At 67.6% G+C, this 18,935-nt stretch carries 19 protein-coding genes; 13 read left to right on the top strand and 6 right to left on the bottom strand.

Going from position 1 to position 18,935, the window contains the following annotated elements; all coding sequences use genetic code 11:
- The first annotated feature begins 144 nt into the window (after window positions 1–144).
- From gspL to T31B1_RS09345, 4 genes are read left to right on the top strand one after another with little or no spacing between them, the layout of a single operon-like run.
- Window positions 145–1,359, top strand: a complete 1,215-nt coding sequence (gspL, locus tag T31B1_RS09330) for a type II secretion system protein GspL (RefSeq protein WP_353249209.1) — start codon at window positions 145–147, stop codon at window positions 1,357–1,359.
- Window positions 1,356–1,856: a type II secretion system protein M gene (locus T31B1_RS09335; RefSeq protein ID WP_353249210.1), complete on the top strand. Its 501-nt coding sequence runs from the start codon at window positions 1,356–1,358 to the stop codon at window positions 1,854–1,856. The genes gspL and T31B1_RS09335 overlap by 4 nt, the downstream gene beginning before the upstream one ends.
- Window positions 1,853–2,608, top strand: a complete 756-nt coding sequence (locus T31B1_RS09340; RefSeq protein WP_353249211.1) for a type II secretion system protein N — start codon at window positions 1,853–1,855, stop codon at window positions 2,606–2,608. Before T31B1_RS09335 ends, T31B1_RS09340 begins: the two co-directional genes overlap by 4 nt.
- Window positions 2,608–4,068, top strand: a complete 1,461-nt coding sequence (locus T31B1_RS09345) for a Na+/proline symporter (protein WP_353249212.1) — start codon at window positions 2,608–2,610, stop codon at window positions 4,066–4,068. Before T31B1_RS09340 ends, T31B1_RS09345 begins: the two co-directional genes overlap by 1 nt.
- Here T31B1_RS09345 and T31B1_RS09350 read toward each other — a convergent pair.
- A complete protein-coding gene (locus tag T31B1_RS09350) occupies window positions 4,056–5,285 on the bottom strand; it encodes a class I SAM-dependent methyltransferase (protein ID WP_353249213.1) in 1,230 nt (409 codons plus the stop codon). The genes T31B1_RS09345 and T31B1_RS09350 overlap by 13 nt on opposite strands.
- Window positions 5,286–5,475: 190 nt before the next feature.
- On the bottom strand, window positions 5,476–6,390 hold the full coding sequence (locus T31B1_RS09355; protein WP_353249214.1) for a CDP-alcohol phosphatidyltransferase family protein: 915 nt from the start codon (window positions 6,388–6,390) through the stop codon (window positions 5,476–5,478).
- An 18-nt stretch (window positions 6,391–6,408) separates the two neighbouring features.
- Between T31B1_RS09355 and T31B1_RS09360 the strand changes: the two genes are divergently transcribed.
- The 5 genes from T31B1_RS09360 to T31B1_RS09380 are packed head-to-tail and all read left to right on the top strand — an operon-like array spanning window position 6,409 to window position 10,693.
- Window positions 6,409–7,386 (top strand): zinc-dependent alcohol dehydrogenase, encoded by a 978-nt coding sequence (locus T31B1_RS09360; RefSeq protein ID WP_353249215.1) that lies wholly within the window; start codon window positions 6,409–6,411, stop codon window positions 7,384–7,386.
- Between the two features lie 43 nt (window positions 7,387–7,429).
- Window positions 7,430–7,828 (top strand): 6-pyruvoyl trahydropterin synthase family protein, encoded by a 399-nt coding sequence (locus tag T31B1_RS09365; protein ID WP_353249216.1) that lies wholly within the window; start codon window positions 7,430–7,432, stop codon window positions 7,826–7,828.
- A gap of 2 nt (window positions 7,829–7,830) precedes the next feature.
- Window positions 7,831–8,895 (top strand): glycosyltransferase family 4 protein, encoded by a 1,065-nt coding sequence (locus T31B1_RS09370; protein WP_353249217.1) that lies wholly within the window; start codon window positions 7,831–7,833, stop codon window positions 8,893–8,895.
- Window positions 8,892–9,755, top strand: a complete 864-nt coding sequence (locus T31B1_RS09375) for a class I SAM-dependent methyltransferase (RefSeq protein WP_353249218.1) — start codon at window positions 8,892–8,894, stop codon at window positions 9,753–9,755. Before T31B1_RS09370 ends, T31B1_RS09375 begins: the two co-directional genes overlap by 4 nt.
- Window positions 9,752–10,693, top strand: coding sequence for a lysylphosphatidylglycerol synthase transmembrane domain-containing protein (locus tag T31B1_RS09380; RefSeq protein ID WP_353249219.1), 942 nt, complete (start codon window positions 9,752–9,754; stop codon window positions 10,691–10,693). The genes T31B1_RS09375 and T31B1_RS09380 overlap by 4 nt, the downstream gene beginning before the upstream one ends.
- Here the strand turns inward: T31B1_RS09380 and T31B1_RS09385 are convergent.
- Entirely contained in the window at window positions 10,672–11,511 is an 840-nt protein-coding gene (locus tag T31B1_RS09385) for a RibD family protein (protein ID WP_353249220.1), read from the bottom strand. The two genes, T31B1_RS09380 and T31B1_RS09385, sit on opposite strands and share 22 nt — an antisense overlap.
- A 151-nt stretch (window positions 11,512–11,662) precedes the next feature.
- On the opposite strand from T31B1_RS09385, the gene T31B1_RS09390 reads away from it, so the two are divergent.
- Window positions 11,663–12,817: a GTP cyclohydrolase II gene (locus T31B1_RS09390; RefSeq protein WP_353249221.1), complete on the top strand. Its 1,155-nt coding sequence runs from the start codon at window positions 11,663–11,665 to the stop codon at window positions 12,815–12,817.
- 151 nt (window positions 12,818–12,968) lie between these two features.
- Here T31B1_RS09390 and T31B1_RS09395 read toward each other — a convergent pair whose 3' ends face one another.
- The 3 genes from T31B1_RS09395 to T31B1_RS09405 are packed head-to-tail and all read right to left on the bottom strand — an operon-like array spanning window position 12,969 to window position 14,999.
- Complete coding sequence (locus T31B1_RS09395) at window positions 12,969–13,763, bottom strand: creatininase family protein (RefSeq protein ID WP_353249222.1); 795 nt, start codon at window positions 13,761–13,763, stop codon at window positions 12,969–12,971.
- Window positions 13,764–13,770: 7 nt separating this feature from the next.
- Window positions 13,771–14,358, bottom strand: coding sequence for a peroxidase-related enzyme (locus T31B1_RS09400; RefSeq protein ID WP_353249223.1), 588 nt, complete (start codon window positions 14,356–14,358; stop codon window positions 13,771–13,773).
- A 53-nt stretch (window positions 14,359–14,411) separates the two neighbouring features.
- On the bottom strand, window positions 14,412–14,999 hold the full coding sequence (locus T31B1_RS09405; RefSeq protein ID WP_353249224.1) for a DUF2946 family protein: 588 nt from the start codon (window positions 14,997–14,999) through the stop codon (window positions 14,412–14,414).
- A 226-nt stretch (window positions 15,000–15,225) separates the two neighbouring features.
- On the opposite strand from T31B1_RS09405, the gene T31B1_RS09410 reads away from it, so the two are divergent.
- From T31B1_RS09410 to T31B1_RS09420, 3 genes are all read left to right on the top strand, one after another.
- The gene (locus tag T31B1_RS09410) at window positions 15,226–16,881 is read left to right on the top strand and encodes a Na+/H+ antiporter (RefSeq protein WP_353249225.1); all 1,656 of its coding nucleotides are present in this window, start codon (window positions 15,226–15,228) and stop codon (window positions 16,879–16,881) included.
- Between the two features lie 132 nt (window positions 16,882–17,013).
- The gene (lhgD, locus tag T31B1_RS09415; protein WP_353249226.1) at window positions 17,014–18,204 is read left to right on the top strand and encodes an L-2-hydroxyglutarate dehydrogenase; all 1,191 of its coding nucleotides are present in this window, start codon (window positions 17,014–17,016) and stop codon (window positions 18,202–18,204) included.
- A gap of 100 nt (window positions 18,205–18,304) precedes the next feature.
- Complete coding sequence (locus T31B1_RS09420; RefSeq protein WP_353249227.1) at window positions 18,305–18,934, top strand: flavin reductase family protein; 630 nt, start codon at window positions 18,305–18,307, stop codon at window positions 18,932–18,934.
- Window position 18,935: the final 1 nt, after the last annotated feature.

Consider the following 18,935-nt stretch of genomic DNA (forward strand, 5'->3'; position numbering starts at 1 on the left):
GACTGGGCGCCGACACCGCGGCGTGCCTGGGCCCGGCGGGCCGGCACGGACAGTGCACCCTGCCGCGCCGGATGCCGGCACACGCACAGTGCATGGCTCTGGCCGGGCGGGCCGCGTCGCGCTTTTGGATCAGGGGTTTATTGAGTGGCGGAACGCTTGGTAGTGCACTGGGACGGTGAGCAGGCCGCCTGGCTGGACGGCGACGGCACGCTCGTGCGAGCCACGCTTGCCGAGTCAGCCGACGCCGCCGGCGAGCGGGAGGCCATGGTGGTCATTCCGGGCGAGCAGCTGTTGCTCACCCAGGTCCATCTTCCGCCGATCCGACAGGCGCGCAGGCGGCTGCAGGCGGCCGGTTTTGCCCTGGAAGACCAGCTCGCCGCGCGCGTCGACAGTCTTCATTTCGCGCTCGCTGCCCGACCAGAGGCCAACGGCGACACCGCCGCCGTGGTCATCGACCGGCTCCGCCTGGCCGAACTGCTGGCCGATTGTCGCGATGCCGGGCTGGACGTCGTCCAGCTCATTCCCGATATCCTGGCCTTGCCGGTACCCGCGGCCGACGCGTGGCAGGTACTGCTCGAGTCCGGGCGCGTGATCACCCGCACAGGCGCCCGTGCCGGCTTCGCCGCCGAGCGGGACCTGTGGCCGGTCATGGCCGGCGCCGCCGAACCGCCGGCACGCATCGTCGTGCAGACCGGCGCCGAACCGGCGCGGGTCGAACAGCTGATCGACGACGCGGGCTTCGATCCACGTCCGGCCATCGAGCGGATCGAGCGCTCGGACGACGACGCGCTGCTCACCGCCCTGCTCGCCAACATCGACACCGGCCAGGCAATCAATCTTCGTCAGGGCGAATTCGCTCGTGCGTCGGGCATGCAGACCTGGTGGCACCCGTTCAAGCTGACCGCCGGCCTGGCCGCGGCCTGGCTGGTGCTTGCGATCGGCGCCCGCGCGGTGGAATCCTGGCAGCTTCATCAACGTATCGACGCGCTGGAGGCACAAAGCGTGGCCGCCTTCCGCGATGCCTTCCCCAACGTGCAGACGATCAACGATCTGCGGGTTCAGGCCGAACAGAACATCCGCTCGCTGCGCGGTACGAGCGGCGCAGGCGGTGGCCTGTTTTCGCTGCTGCAGGCCACCGCCGAAGTCACCGGCCAGGCCGGCGACGTCAGCGTTCAGTCCATGCAGTATCGCGACGGCGCGCTGTACCTGAGTCTGCGCGGCGACAATGTCCAGTCACTGGAGGCATTGCGCGCCGGGTTTGCGCGCCAGCCGGGTGCCGCGCTGACCGTTGAGAGCGCGGATGCGGCGGCCGACGGCGTACAGATACGTGCCAGCGTAACCCATGGAGCCGGCGCATGAACCAGCTACGGCAATGGTATGAGGGCCTTGCCCCGCGGGAGCGCGTTGCAGTCATCGCCGGCGCGATCGCGGTCGCATTCGCCCTGTTCTACTACGCGCTCTGGCGACCGCTGAACGTCAGCGTCGAGGACGGACGTGTTCGTGTGACCGCCGAAGCCGAGCAGACCCGATGGATGCTCGGCGTGCGCGACGAAGCGCGCCTGCTGCAGTCGAGCGGCAGCCAGCGCTCGGTCCAGGGCCGCAACGAATCGTTGCTGTCGATCGTGGACAGCACCAGCCGCGAGAACGGGCTCGGCCCGGCGGTACGCCGGATCCAGCCGGATAACAACGATCAGGCCACGGTCACCCTGGAGAAAGCGAATTTCAATCAGATGCTTTTCTGGTTGCGCAGCCTACAGAGCGATTACGGCGTTTCTGCCAGCCAGATGACGGTCACGCGCGACGACGAGAACGGGACCGTTCAGGCCCGGTTGACGCTGACCCGGGGCGGGGCATGAACCGTCGGGTCATCCGCTACGGCGTGATCGGGCTGGTCGTGTTCGCGATCGGCCTGGTGATTTTCCTGCCCGCCCGCGTGGCGGCCGGCTGGGCCGAGCGCATGGTCCCGGTGAAGCTGGGCGGTGTCACCGGCACCGTGTTCGATGGTCGGGCTGCCTACGCATCCGGGCCGGGCGGCGCGGTTGAAGGGCTGGAATGGACGCTGCGCCCTACCCGTCTGCTGCTCGGAAGACTCAGCGCCGATATCAGCGTCGATTCCGATCTGGGCGGCTTTTCCGGGCGCGCATCGCGTTCGCTGTTCGGTACGACGCAGCTCAGCGATATCACCGGGCGCGCCTCGGCCGGCTGGCTCGCACGACTCGGCGGCTATACCTTCCTGCCGATCGCCGGCGACATCGCGGTCGATATCGATCAGGCGAGTTTCGACGACCGGCTCGATTTCAGCGCGCTCGCCGGTCGGATCGGCATGGCCAATACGCGTTGGGAGTTGTTCAACCCGCCGGTCGATCTCGGCCAGTTTACGACCGCGCTCGATCGCGGTGACGACGGCATACGGCTGGCGATCGTCGACAGTGACGGGCCGCTGGCTATCGAGGGGCAGGTACGGATCGACAGCCAACGCCGCTACGTGCTCGATGTCCGACTGCGTGCACGCGCCGGTGCCGACCAGCGGCTCGAGCAGATGCTCGATCAGCTCGGCAAGGCCGATGCCCAGGGCTGGCACCGAGTACGCGAGCAGGGGCGCCTGTAATGTCTCACGGTCTCGTGCTCGCGATCGCGGCCTGGGCCGTTTTCGCGCTGTACGCGGTACTGGTGCTGAAAATCACGCCGCCCCGCTCTGGACCCACCGCCTTTTTTGGCGGCAGTTCGCTCAAGGGCCGCATGCCCGGCGTGTGGCTGCTCGGGGCATCGGCCGCCATTTCCTGGGTCATGGCCAAGAGTATCGACAACGCCATGAACCTCACCGTGGCGTTCGGCTGGCTGGGCGGGATCGGTTATGCCGCCTACTGGCTGGCGTTCGTGGTGGTCGCGATCGCGGTCTACTTCATGCGCACGCGGGGCGGGCACGGTTCGCTGGCTGCCTTTCTCACCGCCAAGTACGGCGCTCGGGCCGCTCGCGTGTTTCTGATCGTCATCGCGATTCGCCTGTTCAACGAGGTCTGGTCCAATACCAAGGTGGCCGCGCTTTATTTCGGCGCCGAGGGCAGCGCCAGCTACTGGGCTGCCGCGCTTGCCTTCACGGGGCTGACTCTCTATTACAGCCTCAAGGGCGGGCTGCGCTCATCGATCGTCACCGACGCGGTGCAGATGCTGCTGGTAGCATTTCTGCTCGTCATCACCCTCGGGGTGCTCGCGCCCGATGTGCTGCGGGCCGGGGTGCCAACGCTCGCCAATCACGGCGTGACGCCGGATATGGCGGCCGGCGGCCTCACGTTTCTGGCTCTGGCGCTGGTACAGACCCTGTCCTACGGCTTCCATGACCCGGTGATGACCGATCGCGCCTTCGTCAATGCGCCGGGCCGCATGGTGCTGAGCTTCATTCTGGCCGCTATTCTCGGCGGCGCCTTGATCGCGGGTTTCTCCGTGGCCGGACTGTACGCGCTGGTTCACGATATCGCCGCCTCGCCGTCGGTGGCGGTGGCCGTGCCGATGGCAGTCGGGCTCGGCATGATGCTTCTGTTCAACGCCGTGATGCTGGCCAGCGCCGGCTCGACGCTTGACTCGACACTGGCCTCGTCGGCGAAGTTCGCCGCGCGTGACTGGCACGGTGCCCGTAGCGCGCCCTCGCTCGACGAACAGGGCGCCGGCCGCCGGGCCATGTGGTGGATCGCCCTGGCCGGCAACCTGCCCTTGCTGTCGCTGTATATCGACGGCGTCGGTCCGGCCGTGATCGCGGCCACCACCATCAGTGGTACCGCCATCATGGGACTCGCGCCGATCTTTCTTCTCGGCTGGCTGCGCCCGGCCGGCACGCTGTCGTTCCATCTTGCGCTATGGCCGGGCGTGGCGATTGGCGTGCTGCTGGCGCTACAGAAGCTCGCCGGGCTGACCACCATTCCGCAATGGGTCGCGCTGGGGGACGGCCCCTATGCCCAGACGCTGGGTATCAACATCTGGGGACTGGCGCTGTGCAGCTCGCTGTTCGTTGCCGGCGCCTGTGTCGAGGCGCTACGGGCCCGGCCTGCGCTTGAACGACCTCAACCAGTCTGATCGAACTCGGCCGGATCGAAGCGGCGCACCGCGTCCGGCGTATCGCGATACAGGTAGTCGCGGGTGATCGGCACGGCATCGTTGCGCTGGGCCAGCTGGAGATGGAACACCACAAGTTCGCCCCAGCGGAAGATGGCCTGACAACCCAACAGATAAAACTCCCACATCCGGCAGAAACGCTCGCCCAGACGCGCCTGGAACTCGTCGCGATGCTGCTGGAACCGGTCATTCCAGCATGCCAGCGTGCGCGCGTAGTGCAGCCGCCAGACTTCCAGGTCCGATAGCGACATGCCGGTGTTTTCGACACACGGCGCGACCTCGGACAGCGACGGCACATAGCCGCCGGGAAAAATGTATTTCTCGATCCAGCCGTGCGTATCCTCGACCGGCGGCCCGCTGCGACCAATGGTATGGATCAGACTGCGGCCGTCGGCCTTGAGCAGGCGCGCGACCTGGTCGAAGAATTTCTGGAACTGAGGCCGGCCGACATGTTCGAACATGCCCACGCTGACAATGGCATCGTATTCGCCCTGGTGCTCGCGATAATCCTGCTGGGCGAAACGCACGCGATCGCCAAGGCCTTCCTCGGCGGCCCGCCGGCAGGCATAGTCGTACTGATCGTCGGACAGCGTCAGCCCGGTCACGTCCACGTCGTAGTGGCGGGCCAGATACAGTGCCAATCCGCCCCAGCCGCTGCCGATATCCAGGACCCGGTCGCCCGGCTGAAGACAGAGCTTGGCCGCGATATGCCGGCACTTGGCCTGCTGCGCATCCTCCAGCGACATGTCCGCCGTCTCGAAATAGGCGCATGAATACTGCATGTCCTCATCGAGGAAGCGTTCGAACAGATCGTGGTCGACATCATAGTGATGATGCACATTGCGACGCGATCGAAGCCGGGTATTGGCCTCGCGCAGTCCGCGCAGCGCATGCCGAGCGATATCCAGAATCCGGCTGGAGCCGAAGTTGGACGCATTGGCGAAATAGAGTTCGAACAGCGCCATCAGGCCGCCCTCACCGGGCCACCAGTCGCCTTCCATGTACGCCTCGCCGAACGCCATTTCCGGATCCGACAGCAGACGCGTGAGCACCTTGCGCTCACGCAGATGGATATGAGCCTTCGGCTCGCCGTTGCCGATCAGCTGGGTGTTGGCGTCGGGATAATGAATGACCAGGGTGCCCTGGCTGATCAGTCGATCGAAGAAACGGATCTTCATGTCGCCTCGCTCGGCCGGCACCGCCGATTCGGCCCGGCTCCCTCGAAAAATGTCTGATGTCAACCATACAACAAAACTTTTTTAGATGTACAGTGCACCTTCTTCGAGCAATGCGATCCCCACAGGCCGGCCGGCGGCATGGCGGCTCGCTTGCAGATGGCCGGCCGGCGCGAGCGAAGCGAAGTCGGGCTTAGTTGCTCCGATCACGCGTCGGATGACGCACGAGCCAGACGACATCTCGGGCGAAGGACATGGCCAGCAACACCAGGGACAGCGCCGCCAGCATTCCGGCCCGGGCGGCGGTCACGGCCGGCAACAGACAGACCAGCAAGGTCACGACCTGCCAGACACAGATCAGCTTGCGTGCGCGACTGTCCGGCAATTCGCGACGCAACCGGGGCGCCAGACGCTGAGCGAACAGGAACAGGTAGCGAGCCAGTCCGATAGCGAGTACGAACACACCGGTCTTGTCGATCGCCACGAGCACACCGCACAGCACCAGAATGAAGAACGCGTCCAGCTCCATATCGAAACGTGCGCCGAAGGCCGAGACCGTATCGGTGATCCGCGCGACCCAGCCGTCGACGCCATCGAGTGCGAGCGCGGTCAACGCCAGACCGATGAACAGATAGGGCCGACCGGCGATGAAGCCGGGGAACGCGGCCAGTCCGGCCAGCGTCACGATCAGCGCAGCGCGTACCAGGGTGATCCGGTTAGCCCAGCCAAAGCGGCGTGGCAGGGCCTCGCCGGCGCCGATCAGCACCGCAGTGAGCCCCAGATAGAGCCCGCCGGTCGCCACGCGCAGCGAGGCCGGCGCCGCAAACAGGGCCAGGACCAGTTCGGCCAGAACCAGCGTGAGAAAGAAGCCCGCCAGGATTTCGACCAGCGATCCGTAGCGTCGCCCGCCGCTGGCACGTGCGAACGGTCGTCGGCTCGTGTGATTGGCGCTACGGTGTTCGATGATCGCTCCCCTGAAGCCGGTGGCGAATACGCGGGACCGGCCCGATCGTCCGGCTGAACCGGTTAGACTACCGGTTATCCGAACCGTGCACTCGATACGTCGGGCGCCGCCCTGCCGATGCCCCGTCACACGGCCCCAGACCACCGCCCATAGCCTGCGCGCATGTCACAAACCACAGCCCGAGCCTTCTGGCTTCGACCACCCGGTGAGAGTGCGATCCTCGAAGAGTCGCTGTGCCCGATCGGCGACGGCGAGGTCGAGGTCCGGACGCGCTACACCGCGGTCAGTCGTGGCACCGAAACGCTGGTCTACAGCGGCGCCGTGCCCGAGAGCGAATACGCACGCATGCGCGCGCCGTTCCAGGCCGGAGAACTGCCGGGGCAGGTCAAGCACGGGTATGCCAACGTCGGCGACGTTACGCATGGCCCCGACGCACTGCTCGGGCGAACCGTGTTCTGTCTTTATCCCCATCAGACCCGATACCGGGTGGCCGCCGAGGCGGTGATCCCGCTGCCCGAATCGGTGCCGCCCGAACGCGGCGTGCTGGCCGCCAACATGGAAACCGCGCTCAATGCGCTATGGGATGCGTGCGCCGGGCCAGGCGATGCGATCACTATCGTGGGCGCTGGCGTCATCGGCGGGCTGATCGCGGGGTTGTGCGCTCAGCTGCCAGGCGCACAGGTCGAACTGGTCGACATCGACCTGCACAAGGCCTGCCTGGGCCCTGCTCTGGGTGTGCACTTTCGTACCCCCGAGCAGGCCAGCCCTGGGCGGGATCTGGTCATTCATGCCAGCGCCACGCCAGCCGGGCTGAATACCGCGCTGTCGCTCGCCGGATTCGAGGCCACCGTGCTTGAAATGAGCTGGTACGGCAGCCGTCCGATCGCCGTCGAGCTGGGCGGCGCCTTTCATTCCCAGCGCTTGACGTTACGCTCCAGCCAGGTCGGCGCCCTATCGCCCAGCCATCGGCCGCGCTGGGATCATCGCCGCCGGCTGGCCAAGGCACTCGACCTGCTGGCCGATGCCCGGTTTGATGCACTCATTGATGCCGAGGCCGATTTCGAGGATCTGCCCGACGTCATGCAGCGTCTGGTCGACCCGGCCGACCGTACCCTGTGCCAGCGGATCCGCTACGCCTGATACGCAGCCCCGCTGTCCGATTCGTGCCCCATAGAGGAAAACCATGTTCAGCCTGACCGTACGCGATCACTTCATGATCGCCCACAGCTTCAAGGGCCAGATCTTCGGCCCAGCGCAGCAGACTCACGGCGCGACCTATGTCGTGGACGTGTCCTTCATGCGCGCCAGCCTGGACGCCGACGATCTGGTGATCGATATCGGTCTGGCGAGCGCCGCGCTCAAGACACAGCTCGAAGCCCTGAACATGCGCAATCTCGACGACGAACCCGCATTCGAAGGCCGCAACACCACCACCGAGTTTCTCGCGATGACGCTGTTCGAACGCATGCGCGCGGCCATCAAGGCCGGCGAGCTGGGCGAGAGCGCCCGTGAGCTGTCGGCCATGCGTGTGACCCTGTCCGAGTCGCATATCGCCTGGGCCAGCTTCGAACACGCGATCTGAACATGACGGCAATGCCCGTGCATTTCATCGTGGCCGGCGACCCGGGCCAGCCGACCGGTGGCTATGTCTACGACGCCCGTATCGTCGAGGGGCTGCGTGCGCTCGGCTTCAAGGTGACCGTGCACGGCCTGCCGGGCCGTTTCCCGCTGCCCGACAGCTGTGCCACGCATGCGCTGGCCAATACCCTGGACGGGCTGGCCGACGACAGCTGCGTGGTGATCGATGGGCTGGCCGGCGGTGGGCTGGCCGACGTCATCGAGCCTCACGCCGGCCGTCTACGGCTGATCGGCCTCGTGCATCATCCGCTGACCGACGAGACCGGGCTTGACCAGCGGACCCGTGAGCTGTTGAAAGCCAGCGAGCGCCGCACGATCGCAGCGATGGATCACGTGGTCGTCACCAGCCAATACACCGCCGAGCGTTTGACCGCGCTCGCCATGCCGAGCGCTGCGCTTTCTGTGGTCGCGCCCGGGGTCGAGCCGGCACAGCCCGCCCCGGCTCGCCGAGCCGGGCCGTTGCGTTTGCTTTGTGTGGCCGGTATTACCCAACGCAAGGGTCACGACGTCCTGGTCGAAGCGCTGGCGCGCACGGCCGATCGATCTTGGAGGCTGCGTCTCGTCGGCCCGCTTGACCGCTCGCCGGCCTGCACACAACGGTTGATCGCTCAGATCGAGGCCCACCAACTCACCGATCGAATCTCCCTGTCCGGCGTTCTGTCCGCGGACGATCTCGCATACGCCTATCAGCAGAGCGATCTGTTCGTGCTCGCCTCGCACTATGAAGGCCACGGCATGGTCATCGATGAAGCGATCGCCCACGGGCTGCCCGTGGTCACGACCACGGGTGGCGCGCTGCCGCTCACCCTGCCCGACGGCTGTGGCCTTGCCGTGCCGCCCGGCGACGCGGTAGCGCTGGCCGACGCGCTCGCCGAGCTGCTCGACAACCCGCGGCAGCGCGCGGCCTGTGCAGCCGAGTCACGGGCGGCGGCCGCGAGCCAGCCACGCTGGGAAGACGCAGCACGCGGTTTTGCTGCGGTCCTGGCCGAACAGGTAGGCGTCGACGCATGAGCCCGGCTCACGATCGTTTTGCCGGCGACTGGCTGGCCCTGCGCGAACCTGCCGACCACGTCGCCCGCGCCGCGGGGCCGACCGCGGCGGCGGCCCAATGGCTCGCCGCACACACCTGCGGAACCCGGCATATCGTGGATCTGGGCTGCGGGCGCGGCTCGAACCTGCGGTATCTGGCACCCCGCCTGCCCGGTCCCCAGCATTGGCGCCTGGTCGACCACGACGCGGGACTGCTTGCCCGCGCCCTGGCCAGCGCGAGCGAACTCAGGGACGCCGACGGTCGGCCCGTCGCGCTTGAGCCGCGGGCACGCGATCTGCGCGGCGACTGCGATTCGCTGGTCGGTGACGCCCGCCTTGTGACCGCGGCCGCCTTGTTCGACCTCGTCGATCGCGGCTGGGTCGACCGACTCGTCGAGGTCTGCGCGCAGCGCCACGCCGCGGTCCTGTTCACAGCCAGCGTGGACGGGCGCATCATGTTCGAACCGACCGAAGATCGACCGGTCGACGACTCCGACGATGCATTCGTGCTCGAGCTCCTGTCGGCCCATCAACACCGCGACAAAGGCTTTGGCGGCGCGCTGGGGCCCGACGCGCCTGCGGCCCTGATCGACGCGCTGGAAACCGCCGGCTATACGGTCCTGGCCGAGCCCGGCGACTGGCGGCTGGACCGGGCCGGCGCGCCGCTGGCCGCGGCTCTGCTGGCCGGCTGGCGCGACGCGGCCATCGAACAGGCGCCGGACGAAGCGGGTCGCCTGACCGCCTGGGCCCGCCGACGCACCGCCGAGATCGCACGCGGGCAGACGCAACTGACGGTCGGCCACCGCGACCTGTTCGCTGCCCCCGCGACCGCGCCGGCATGAGCGCCCGTTTGCTGCGCCTGGGTGCGACGGTCGTATTGCTCGGATTCATCGCCTGGCGGCTGGATCTGCAGGCCGTGCGCTCGGAGTTCGCCGACCTCGAATTCGCCTGGCTCGCCGCTGCCCTGGCCCTGACCGTCCCCCAGGTCGTGATCTCCGCTTGGCGCTGGCGGTTGACCGCTCGCCGGATCGGGCTCGAGCTGCGCCTGTCCGAGGCCATACGCGAATATTATCTGGCGACCTTCCTCAATCAGCTGTTGCCGGGCGGTGTGCTGGGCGATGCCGCCCGCGCCTGGCGCCATGGCCGCGACCAGCCCGAGGCCGGCGATGCCTGGCACGCGGTGGTCATCGAACGCGTATCCGGCCAGTTGTCGCTGGCCCTGGTAGCGTTGATCGCATTGGCCTGTGCGCCGGGTCTGCGCATCGCCCTGTTCGATCGTGTCCCTGATCTTGCCGAGCTGACCTGGGTGCTGATCGCTGTCATCGCGGCGCTGTTGGCGACGCTCGCCTGGTATTACCGGCCAGCGCATGGCAGCCGTCTACGCCGCTTCGTCGGCCATGCACGCGACAATCTCCTGTGTACCCGGATCGGTCTGGCCCAGCTGTTCAGTTCGCTGCTCGTGGTGGCCAGTTATATCGCGGTATTCGTACTCGCCGGCCGGGCACTGGATATCGACACGCCGCTCGCTGAGCTGTGGGTGCTGGTGCCGCCGGTATTGCTGGCCATGGCACTGCCGCTGTCGGTAGCCGGCTGGGGTCTGCGCGAGGGGGCTGCCGCGCTGGTCTGGATGCTTGCCGGCCTGCCGCCCAGCCAAGGGGTGGCCATCTCGCTGGCCTACGGGCTGATCGTTCTGGTATCGAGCCTGCCGGGTGCAATGGTGCTTGCCGCGCGGCGACCGCGCGGTCGCAGCCGGCCCGCTCAGCCATTGCCCGACGCATGAGCACGATCCAGCGCCAGGTCGAACAACCGGTCCTCACCCATGGCCGCGCTTTGACACGCAGGACGCAGCGCCCGCTCCAGGGTATCGATCTCGGGCAGCGACAACGCCGGCCGACCCGAGCCGATCAGCATGGGCGCGACCACCACGTGCAGACGATCCAGCACACCGTCGTCTACGAATCGCGAGACGGTCGCCCCGCCCCCTTCGACGAGCACGCGGCGCAGGCCACGCTCGGCCAGCCGCGCGACAATGCTGGCCGCCGGCACCGACTGGCCGGGCGTACTGGCCAGCGCCACGTGCCGGACATGGGCATGGCGATCTTGGGCACGCCCGGTTGCGGTCAGGTGCAGCGTCGGCGCGGCCGGATCACTGAACAGCCGCCGGTCTGCGCCCAACCGGCCGCGCGGGTCGAGCACGACCCGTACCGGGTTGTCTCCTTCGACATGACGAACGGTCAACTGCGGATCGTCGGCCGCCACCGTGCCGGCACCGACCACGACCGCATCGACCAGGGCACGCAGCCGGTGCAGATGCACTCGGCTGGCGTATCCGGTGACATAATGCGAATGACCCGAAGCGGTAGCGATCCGCCCGTCGAGACTCTGTCCCAGTTGCCCGATCACGAACGTCGCCCCGCTACAGGCGACCGGCACGAGCGCGTCCAGCATGGCACGGGCCGCGTCGGTCAAGGCCTCTTCGGTCTGCCAGCGACCGGCGTTATCCACCGTCAGCCGTGTCGAACCGGCGTCGGCCGAGTGGCCCCCGTGGCTACGGGCTGCATCGCGCAACCATTGCCATGCGTAGGTTTCATCGATCATGCGAATGTCCGAATCTGCCGCGTCTCGCGGCGTTGAGAAAAAAGCGTGCGAGGCGGGCACTCCCCGCCGGCGCACTGTAAGCCAGACCCGGGCCGACGGCGAACCGCTGGTGACGCGCCGGGCCGTGGCGGCTCGTGACAAGAGAGGTTCCATGCGACAGGTAGAACGAGCGATCTTCGATTTGCGGCGCGGTCTGACCGTGCTGATCGACGCCCCCGAGGGCCGGATACTGGTCGCACCGTTGGAAGGTCTCGACGACGACGTGCTCGCACGGTTGCGCGACGACGCCCAAGGCGCGCCGCGTCTGGTCGTCTCGCAGCACCGGCTGGCGCGTCTGGGGCTGACGGTCGACACGCCCGCCGCACGCCTGCCCCTGGACGACCGCGACAGCGCGGAGACCGTGGTCGAGTGGGCGTGTGCGCGTACACCGCGAGACACCCTGCCGGATCGCGGGCCAATTGCAACAGAGGCCCCAGACGACGCGGCGCTGACGCTCATGCGTCGCGGGCTGCTCATCCCGGCGGCCGTTACCGCCGAAGTCGCACCCGAGCGCGCGCGCGAGATCACCGCCCGCGTCGCCAGTGGCGAACTGCTGGCTATCGACACCGCCGCGGTCGCCGCCTATGAAGCCGGCGCCCCGCGGTTCCTTCGGCGTATCAGTGCCGCCGACGTGCCGCTGGCCGAATCCGAGCGGACGCGCTTCGTGCTGTTTCGTGAAGCCGACGGACTCCGAGAGCATGTCGCGCTGGTGATCGGCGACCCGGCCGACTGGTCCGAAGCGGTGCCGGTACGGCTGCACTCGGCGTGTCTGACCGGCGATCTGTTCGGCAGTCTACGCTGCGATTGCGGCGAGCAGCTGCGCACGAGCGTGGCTCGTATCTCTGAATGCGGCGGCGGCGTGCTGCTCTACCTCGCCCAGGAGGGTCGCGGTATCGGCCTGGCCAACAAGCTGCGCGCCTACAGCCTGCAGGACGAAGGCCTGGATACCATGGACGCCGATCAGGTGCTGGGCTTCGGCGACGACGAGCGCGAATACAATGTCGCACTCGAGATGCTCGCCCAACTGGAGATCCGCCGGATCGAGCTGCTGACCAACAATCCCACCAAGATCCAAGCCATGAGCCAGGGCGGCGTCACCGTGGTCCAGCGCAGCGGCATATACGGGCGTCTGACCGTCCAGAACCGCCGCTATCTGACCGCCAAGGCGGTTCGCGGCGGCCACTGGCTCGAACATGTGCTGGGCCCGGCCACTCAGGAGGAAGACGCGACCCCGGCAGAGCGCCCGCATCCGGCGCCGCCGCGGTAGCGCGTGTACGGCATCGGTCCGGCGGTGTGTACCGGGGATCGCATTGGCCGTAGGACGCCGAGCCGGCTCGGTGGCGGACCGGCGCACGGGGTCTGGCAAGCGTCCGCTTCGGGCCGCGATGACGACCCGGTCCGGGCACGAGCTGCCTGCGCTAAGCCAGTGCCGCCAGATCGAAACGGGCCGTCTCGTCGATCAACTCCGCCAGCCGGCCGGCGAAATGCCGGCACAGGCGCGCACCGCACTCGGCGCTGGCCAGTCGCGCGTTGCCGGTTACGCCGCCGGGGTGCAGATCCTGCGCCATCCACGCAAAGCCGGCATCGCCCTCGGGCCCCAGCCGCGCACCGTGCTCGGCCATGCGCGCGCCCAGTGAAACGGCATCGCCCGCGCGGTCCATACGAACCTGATCGGCGGCGAAATGCAGCATCAGCGACGTCTCAAGCGCCCCCCCATGCAGACCGTGGGCGAGCTCGGCGGCCGGCAGCGCGTCGGCAGGCGGTGCAAATCGGAAATAATTCGCCTTGACGACCAGCATGCGATGCGCGGCCCGCAGCTTGAGCGCAGCCAGATCGACGACGGCCTTGTTGCCGCCGTGACTGTTGAACAGCATTAACCGCCGAATACCGGCGCGTGCCAGCGCGGTGCCGACCGACTCGATGGTCGCCATGGCGGTTTCGGCCGACAGACTGATCGTACCGGCGAACCCGGTATGCTCGAGGCTTGCGCCCAGCGCCAGGCTCGGCAGCACCAGCCGCGGCGCGTCGGTTGCCGCCGGACCCGCCAGGGCCGCCTGCAACAGCCCGTCACCGATGATCACGTCGGTGGCCAGCGGCAGATGGGCGCCGTGCTGCTCGATCGCCGCGATCGGCAGCACGGCTACACAGGACGGGCCGGCCAAGGCAGCGAGTTCGGGGCCGGTCAGCCCGGCCCAGTGATATACCTTGGCCATGCCCGGCTCAGCCCTTGTCCTCGGGCGCAAGACGGCCCATCAGGTAGAACTCGTCGTTCGGCCGCATCGCGGTGAGGTTGGCCATGCGGTTGGACAGGCCGAAGAACGCCGAGATCGCGCCGATGTCCCAGATGTCGTCGTCGCTAAAGCCATGGGCGTAGAGCGGCTCGCGATCCGCGGCCTCCACGGTGTGGGCGGCGGTCGAGATCTTCACGGCGAAATCGAGCATGGCGCGCTGGCGCGCGGTGATGTCGGCCTTGCGGTAGTTGGAGGCCAGCTGGTCGGCGATCAACGGATTGGCCTCACGGATCCGCAGGATCGCACCGTGGGCAACGACACAGTACTGGCACTGGTTGATGCCCGAGGTCGCCACCACGATCATTTCGCGCTCGCCCTTGGTCAGACCGCTGTCCTTTTCCATGAGCGCGTCGTGGTAGGCGAAGAACGCACGAAATTCATCGGGCCGGTGGGCCAGCGCCCAGAACACGTTGGGCACGAATCCGGCCTTGTCCTGGACGGTGAGGATGCGTTCACGGATGTCCTCGGGCAGGTCGGCGACCTCGGGGACAGGAAACTGGCTGATCGGTTGGCTCATGGGCATACCTGACGGCTATGAATGAGCACCGCACGATAGCAGCTTGACCGGGATCAACCACCGGCCTCGTCCGCAAGGGGCTCGGGCTCGGCCACGAAGCCAAGCGTGGCGGCCATGTCGGCTGCATCCACCCGATGGACCGGCAGCCGCTGCCCGGCGAAGTCGAACGTCAGCGCGGTGCGCGTGCCGCCGGGCAGGGTCAACGCCCTTTCGAGCTCGGTGTCGTCCAGCTCGCCTTCGGCGGGGTGCAGCCGGGCCAGCACCCAGGCCAGATCCGCGCCCTGGATAAGCACGGCGCCGGCCGGCGTATCGAGCACCGCGGCGCTGTCCTCGTCCAGATAGAGCGCATCGGCGGTGTCGATGGCGCGGCCGGTATGAGCGACCAGCGAATCGTCGGCCTGGACCCGGGCGACGAGCGGCGTGTATTCAAGCGCCACATACCCTCGCTGCGGCCCGTTCTGGAAGAACCAGCGACCGTGCTCGTCGCGGTCATAGTTGCGGGCGATCGCATCGACGATGCGCGGATGCGTGATGCGCTCGGATTGGATCAGCCATTCACCCTTGCGAGTCAGGCCGAGCCAGCCGAACAGCGACGGCACGTTGGGCCATTTCGCCAATGCGCGTTGTGCGTAGTCGTCCATACAGTTGTCATCGTTCAACCAAACCGGCTTCGATGATACCGCCCTCCCCGGCCGGTGACAGTTCGGGGTGCGAGTGTGCGCGGGGCTGCACACCCGCAGCTCGATGTGACCGGCCAACGGCACCGCGCCGCGCGCCCGATCTTTCTGTATAGGGCACAATAGCGGCGGTTGTTCACCCGGTCGCCGCCTCGTCCGAGCGCGCCGCGACCTTCGTCGGATGCTGCGGTTGGATATCGTCTTCACCAGTCTGATTCTGTTGCTGACGGTCGCGCTGTCCGGTGTGCTCATGGGCCTTCTGCCGATCGCCCTGCCCAAGCCGCTGGTCCAGATCGCGATCGGCGCGGGCCTGGCCCTGCCGGGCTTCGGGCTGCATGTGTCACTGGATCCCGAACTGTTCTTCGTGCTGTTCATCCCTCCACTGCTGTTCGCCGACGGCTGGCGCATGCCGCGACGCGAATTCCGGCGCCTGGGCGTGCCCATCGCCGCGCTGGCGCTGGGCCTGGTGATGGTCACCGTGGTTCTGGTGGGATACTTCGTGCACTGGATGATTCCCGCTGTCCCGCTCGCCGCGGGTTTCGCCCTGGGCGCGGTGCTGTCGCCGACCGATGCGGTGGCGGTGTCGGCGATTTCCGGCGGCGCCCCGTTCCCGCCCCGGCTTTTGCACATCCTGCAAGGCGAGGCCCTGATGAACGATGCCTCCGGCCTGGTCGCGCTCCGGTTCGCGATCGCCGCCGCGCTGACCGGCAGTTTCTCTCTCGCCGATGCGACCCTGAGCTTCGTGCTGATCGCGGCCGGCGGACTGGCCACCGGCGTTGGCCTGGCCTGGAGCTTTTCGCAGGTACGCCGGTATCTGACCCGGTGGCGAGCCGATGACACCAGCAGCCATGTCGCCTTGCTGATGCTGATCCCGTTCGCGGCCTACCTGCTGGGCGAATCGCTGGGCGTGTCGGGCATTCTCTCCGCAGTCGCCGCCGGCATGACGCTCAACAGCGTCAACACCCTGCGCGGCGAACTCGCCACGCGCATGCAGACCAACAGCCTCTGGTCGATCCTGGAGTTCGTGTTCAACGGCATCGTCTTCGTCCTGCTCGGCCTTCAGATGCCCAAGATCCTCGGCCACGCGTCAGACAGCATGCGCGAGATCGGCGACGGCGGCTGGTGGCACCTGGGCCTGTTCATCGCCGCGATCACCGGCGTCCTGCTGGTGACGCGCTATCTTTGGATCTGGGTACTTCTGCGCCTGATGCTGCTGCGGGCACGGCTCAAGAATCGCGATACACCGCGCCTGAGCACCCGGATCATCGCGATCACCACGCTGGCCGGCGTACGCGGCGCGATCACGCTGGCCGCGGTGCTGTCGCTGCCGCTGGCGGTCGAGGACGGCACCGCGTTTCCCGCGCGCGGCGTGCTCGTGTTCATCGCGGCTGGGGTGATCCTCACCTCGCTGACCCTGGGCAGCCTCTGTCTGCCGCCGCTGTTGCGTTCGGTCAAGCTACCCGACGACGATCCGCGTGCACGCGAGGAACGCCATGCGCGAACACAGGCCGCACGCGAGGCGATCAAGGCGCTTGAGGCCGAACAGAAGCGACACACCCAGGACGCCGAAGATCCGGACAGCACGCTCCATGCCGAGGTCAGTGCACGGGTCATGGCGGGCTACAAGCCACGTCTGGACCCGGACAACGATGCCGAGGACAGCCGGCGTATCCGGCGCGGCTTCGATATTGAAAAACAGCTGCGGCTGACCGCCCTGCGCGCCGAGCGCGAGGAACTCTACCGGCTGCGCCAGAATGCGGATATCAATGACGAGACCCTGCGCCGAATCCTGGCCGACCTCGATCTCACCGAAGCCTCCCTGCTCGGGCCGACGCATCGCCACTAGCGGCCGGCGGCCCCGGCAGATCGAATCGTGCCGACTGCCAGCCGAGGCCCCGGCCCATCGCTGCGCCGACCGTCGCATCGGCTTGCGACACGCCCTGGCGCGTCTCGGACGCCGCGCGTTTACAATCAGCCCATGTACGACTGTCTGATCATCGGCGGCGGCATCGTCGGCCTGGCGACCGCGCGCGAACGACTGCGCCGCACGCCGGATGCCCGCGTCGTGCTGCTGGAAAAGGAAGCGGTGCTGACGGCGCATCAGACCGGGCACAATTCCGGTGTCATCCATGCAGGGGTCTACTACCCCCCGGGCTCGATGAAGGCACGCTTTTGTACGGCCGGCAATCGGGCCACGCGGGCCCTGTGCGACGCCCACGACATCCCCTACCGTGTGCCCGGCAAGCTACTGGTCGCCGCCGACGAATCCGAGCGTGCCGGTCTGGCCGATCTGTGGGAGCGGATCGGCCGCAACGGCCTGGAACGCGAGTGGCTGAGCGGCGATGCGCTGGCCGAATGCGAGCCGGCGGTGCACGGCGTGGCGGCAATCCGCGTGCCCAGCAGCGGTATCGTCGACTATCGCGCGGTCGGGGCAGCACTGGCCGCCGAGTTCACCACGGCCGGCGGCGAGATCGTTACCGATTGCCCGGTCACCGGGCTGTCCGAATATGCCAGCGAAGTGGTCGTCGAAACCCCGCAGGGCGCGTTCCATACACGCCGGCTGGTCGCCTGTGCCGGGCTCATGGCCGATCGTCTGGTGGCCATGCTCGGTATCGAGCCGGATTTCCGCATCTGTCCGTTCCGCGGCGAGTATTATCGCCTGGCCGCGCCCCGATCGAACCTGGTCCAGCATCTGATCTACCCGGTGCCCGATCCGTCGATGCCGTTTCTCGGGGTCCACCTGACGCCGATGATCGACGGCACGATCACCATCGGCCCCAATGCGGTGCTGGCGCTGGCCCGTGAAGGCTACCGCTGGCGCGATATCGACCTCCTCGAGACCACGCGCCTGCTCGCCTTTGCCGGCATCCGGCGCATGCTCGCCGGCCATATCCGCCCAGGCATCAGCGAACTGGCCGATTCAGCCTCCAAGCGTCGATACCTGGCGCGGGTACAGCGCTACTGCCCTTCGCTGACGCTCCAGGATCTGGAACCGCACCCGGCCGGCGTGAGAGCCCAGGCGGTCACACGGGATGGCGCCCTGGTCGGCGATTTCCTGTTCGTCGACACCCCGCGCACGCTGCACGTGGCCAACGCCCCGTCGCCGGCGGCGACCTCGGCCATGCCGATTGCCGAACATATCCTCGACCGGCTCGATCAACACGACTGAGCCTGCGAACATGACCTTTCATTCGACCCGCCTGCCCGAAAAGCCCGGCGCTACGGCGCCCGGCGACGGCGTATAAGGGGCGCACTGCTACGGAGCTCTCATGGCCGACGACACGCATTTCTATGAACCGAAAGCCGGACACGGACTGCCCCATGATCCGTTCAACGCGATCGTCGCCCCGCGACCGATCGGCTGGGTTTCGTCGGCCGACGAACATGGCCTGCGCAATCTCGCGCCCTACAGCTTCTTCAACGCGTTCAATTACACGCCGCCGATCGTTGGTTTCGCCAGCGTCGGCTACAAGGACAGCGTGGCCAATATCGAGCGGACCGGCGAATTCTGCTGGAACCTGGCCACGCGCGCGCTTGCCGAAGCCATGAACGCCAGCTGCGAAGCCGTCGATCCGGACGTGGACGAATTCGAACTAGCGGGGCTGACGCCGATCGCGGCGCGCACGATCGCCGCGCCTCGGGTCGCCGAGGCGCCGGTCTCGTTCGAATGCCGGCTCAGCCAGCTGGTGCGCCTGACCGGGGCCGACGGCAGCCAGACCGATACCTGGCTGGTGCTCGGCGAAGTCGTGGGCGTTCATATCGCCCGCTCACTGCTGGTCGATGGCATCTACGACACCGCAGCGGCCGCGCCCATCCTGCGCGGCGGCGGGCCGGCCGATTATTTCGAAATCCGCGCCGACGCGCTGTTTCGCATGCACCGGCCCAACCAGCGACGCTGAT

This window comes from Salinisphaera sp. T31B1, from assembly GCF_040361275.1.
In the GTDB taxonomy this organism is placed as follows: domain Bacteria; phylum Pseudomonadota; class Gammaproteobacteria; order Nevskiales; family Salinisphaeraceae; genus Salinisphaera.

Excerpts from the sequence above, each read along its gene's own strand:
- T31B1_RS09335 (WP_353249210.1), top strand. The coding sequence starts at position 1,356 with ATGAACCAGCTACGGCAATGGTATGAGGGCCTTGCCCCGCGGGAGCGC.
- T31B1_RS09420 (WP_353249227.1), top strand. The coding sequence starts at position 18,305 with ATGGCCGACGACACGCATTTCTATGAACCGAAAGCCGGACACGGACTG.
- T31B1_RS09345 (WP_353249212.1), top strand. The coding sequence starts at position 2,608 with ATGTCTCACGGTCTCGTGCTCGCGATCGCGGCCTGGGCCGTTTTCGCG.
- T31B1_RS09390 (WP_353249221.1), top strand. The coding sequence starts at position 11,663 with ATGCGACAGGTAGAACGAGCGATCTTCGATTTGCGGCGCGGTCTGACC.
- T31B1_RS09405 (WP_353249224.1), bottom strand. The coding sequence starts at position 14,999 with ATGGACGACTACGCACAACGCGCATTGGCGAAATGGCCCAACGTGCCG.
- lhgD (WP_353249226.1), top strand. The coding sequence starts at position 17,014 with ATGTACGACTGTCTGATCATCGGCGGCGGCATCGTCGGCCTGGCGACC.
- T31B1_RS09360 (WP_353249215.1), top strand. The coding sequence starts at position 6,409 with ATGTCACAAACCACAGCCCGAGCCTTCTGGCTTCGACCACCCGGTGAG.
- T31B1_RS09395 (WP_353249222.1), bottom strand. The coding sequence starts at position 13,763 with ATGGCCAAGGTATATCACTGGGCCGGGCTGACCGGCCCCGAACTCGCT.
- T31B1_RS09340 (WP_353249211.1), top strand. The coding sequence starts at position 1,853 with ATGAACCGTCGGGTCATCCGCTACGGCGTGATCGGGCTGGTCGTGTTC.
- T31B1_RS09350 (WP_353249213.1), bottom strand. The coding sequence starts at position 5,285 with ATGAAGATCCGTTTCTTCGATCGACTGATCAGCCAGGGCACCCTGGTC.
- T31B1_RS09370 (WP_353249217.1), top strand. The coding sequence starts at position 7,831 with ATGACGGCAATGCCCGTGCATTTCATCGTGGCCGGCGACCCGGGCCAG.
- T31B1_RS09375 (WP_353249218.1), top strand. The coding sequence starts at position 8,892 with ATGAGCCCGGCTCACGATCGTTTTGCCGGCGACTGGCTGGCCCTGCGC.
- T31B1_RS09365 (WP_353249216.1), top strand. The coding sequence starts at position 7,430 with ATGTTCAGCCTGACCGTACGCGATCACTTCATGATCGCCCACAGCTTC.
- T31B1_RS09380 (WP_353249219.1), top strand. The coding sequence starts at position 9,752 with ATGAGCGCCCGTTTGCTGCGCCTGGGTGCGACGGTCGTATTGCTCGGA.
- T31B1_RS09400 (WP_353249223.1), bottom strand. The coding sequence starts at position 14,358 with ATGAGCCAACCGATCAGCCAGTTTCCTGTCCCCGAGGTCGCCGACCTG.
- T31B1_RS09385 (WP_353249220.1), bottom strand. The coding sequence starts at position 11,511 with ATGATCGATGAAACCTACGCATGGCAATGGTTGCGCGATGCAGCCCGT.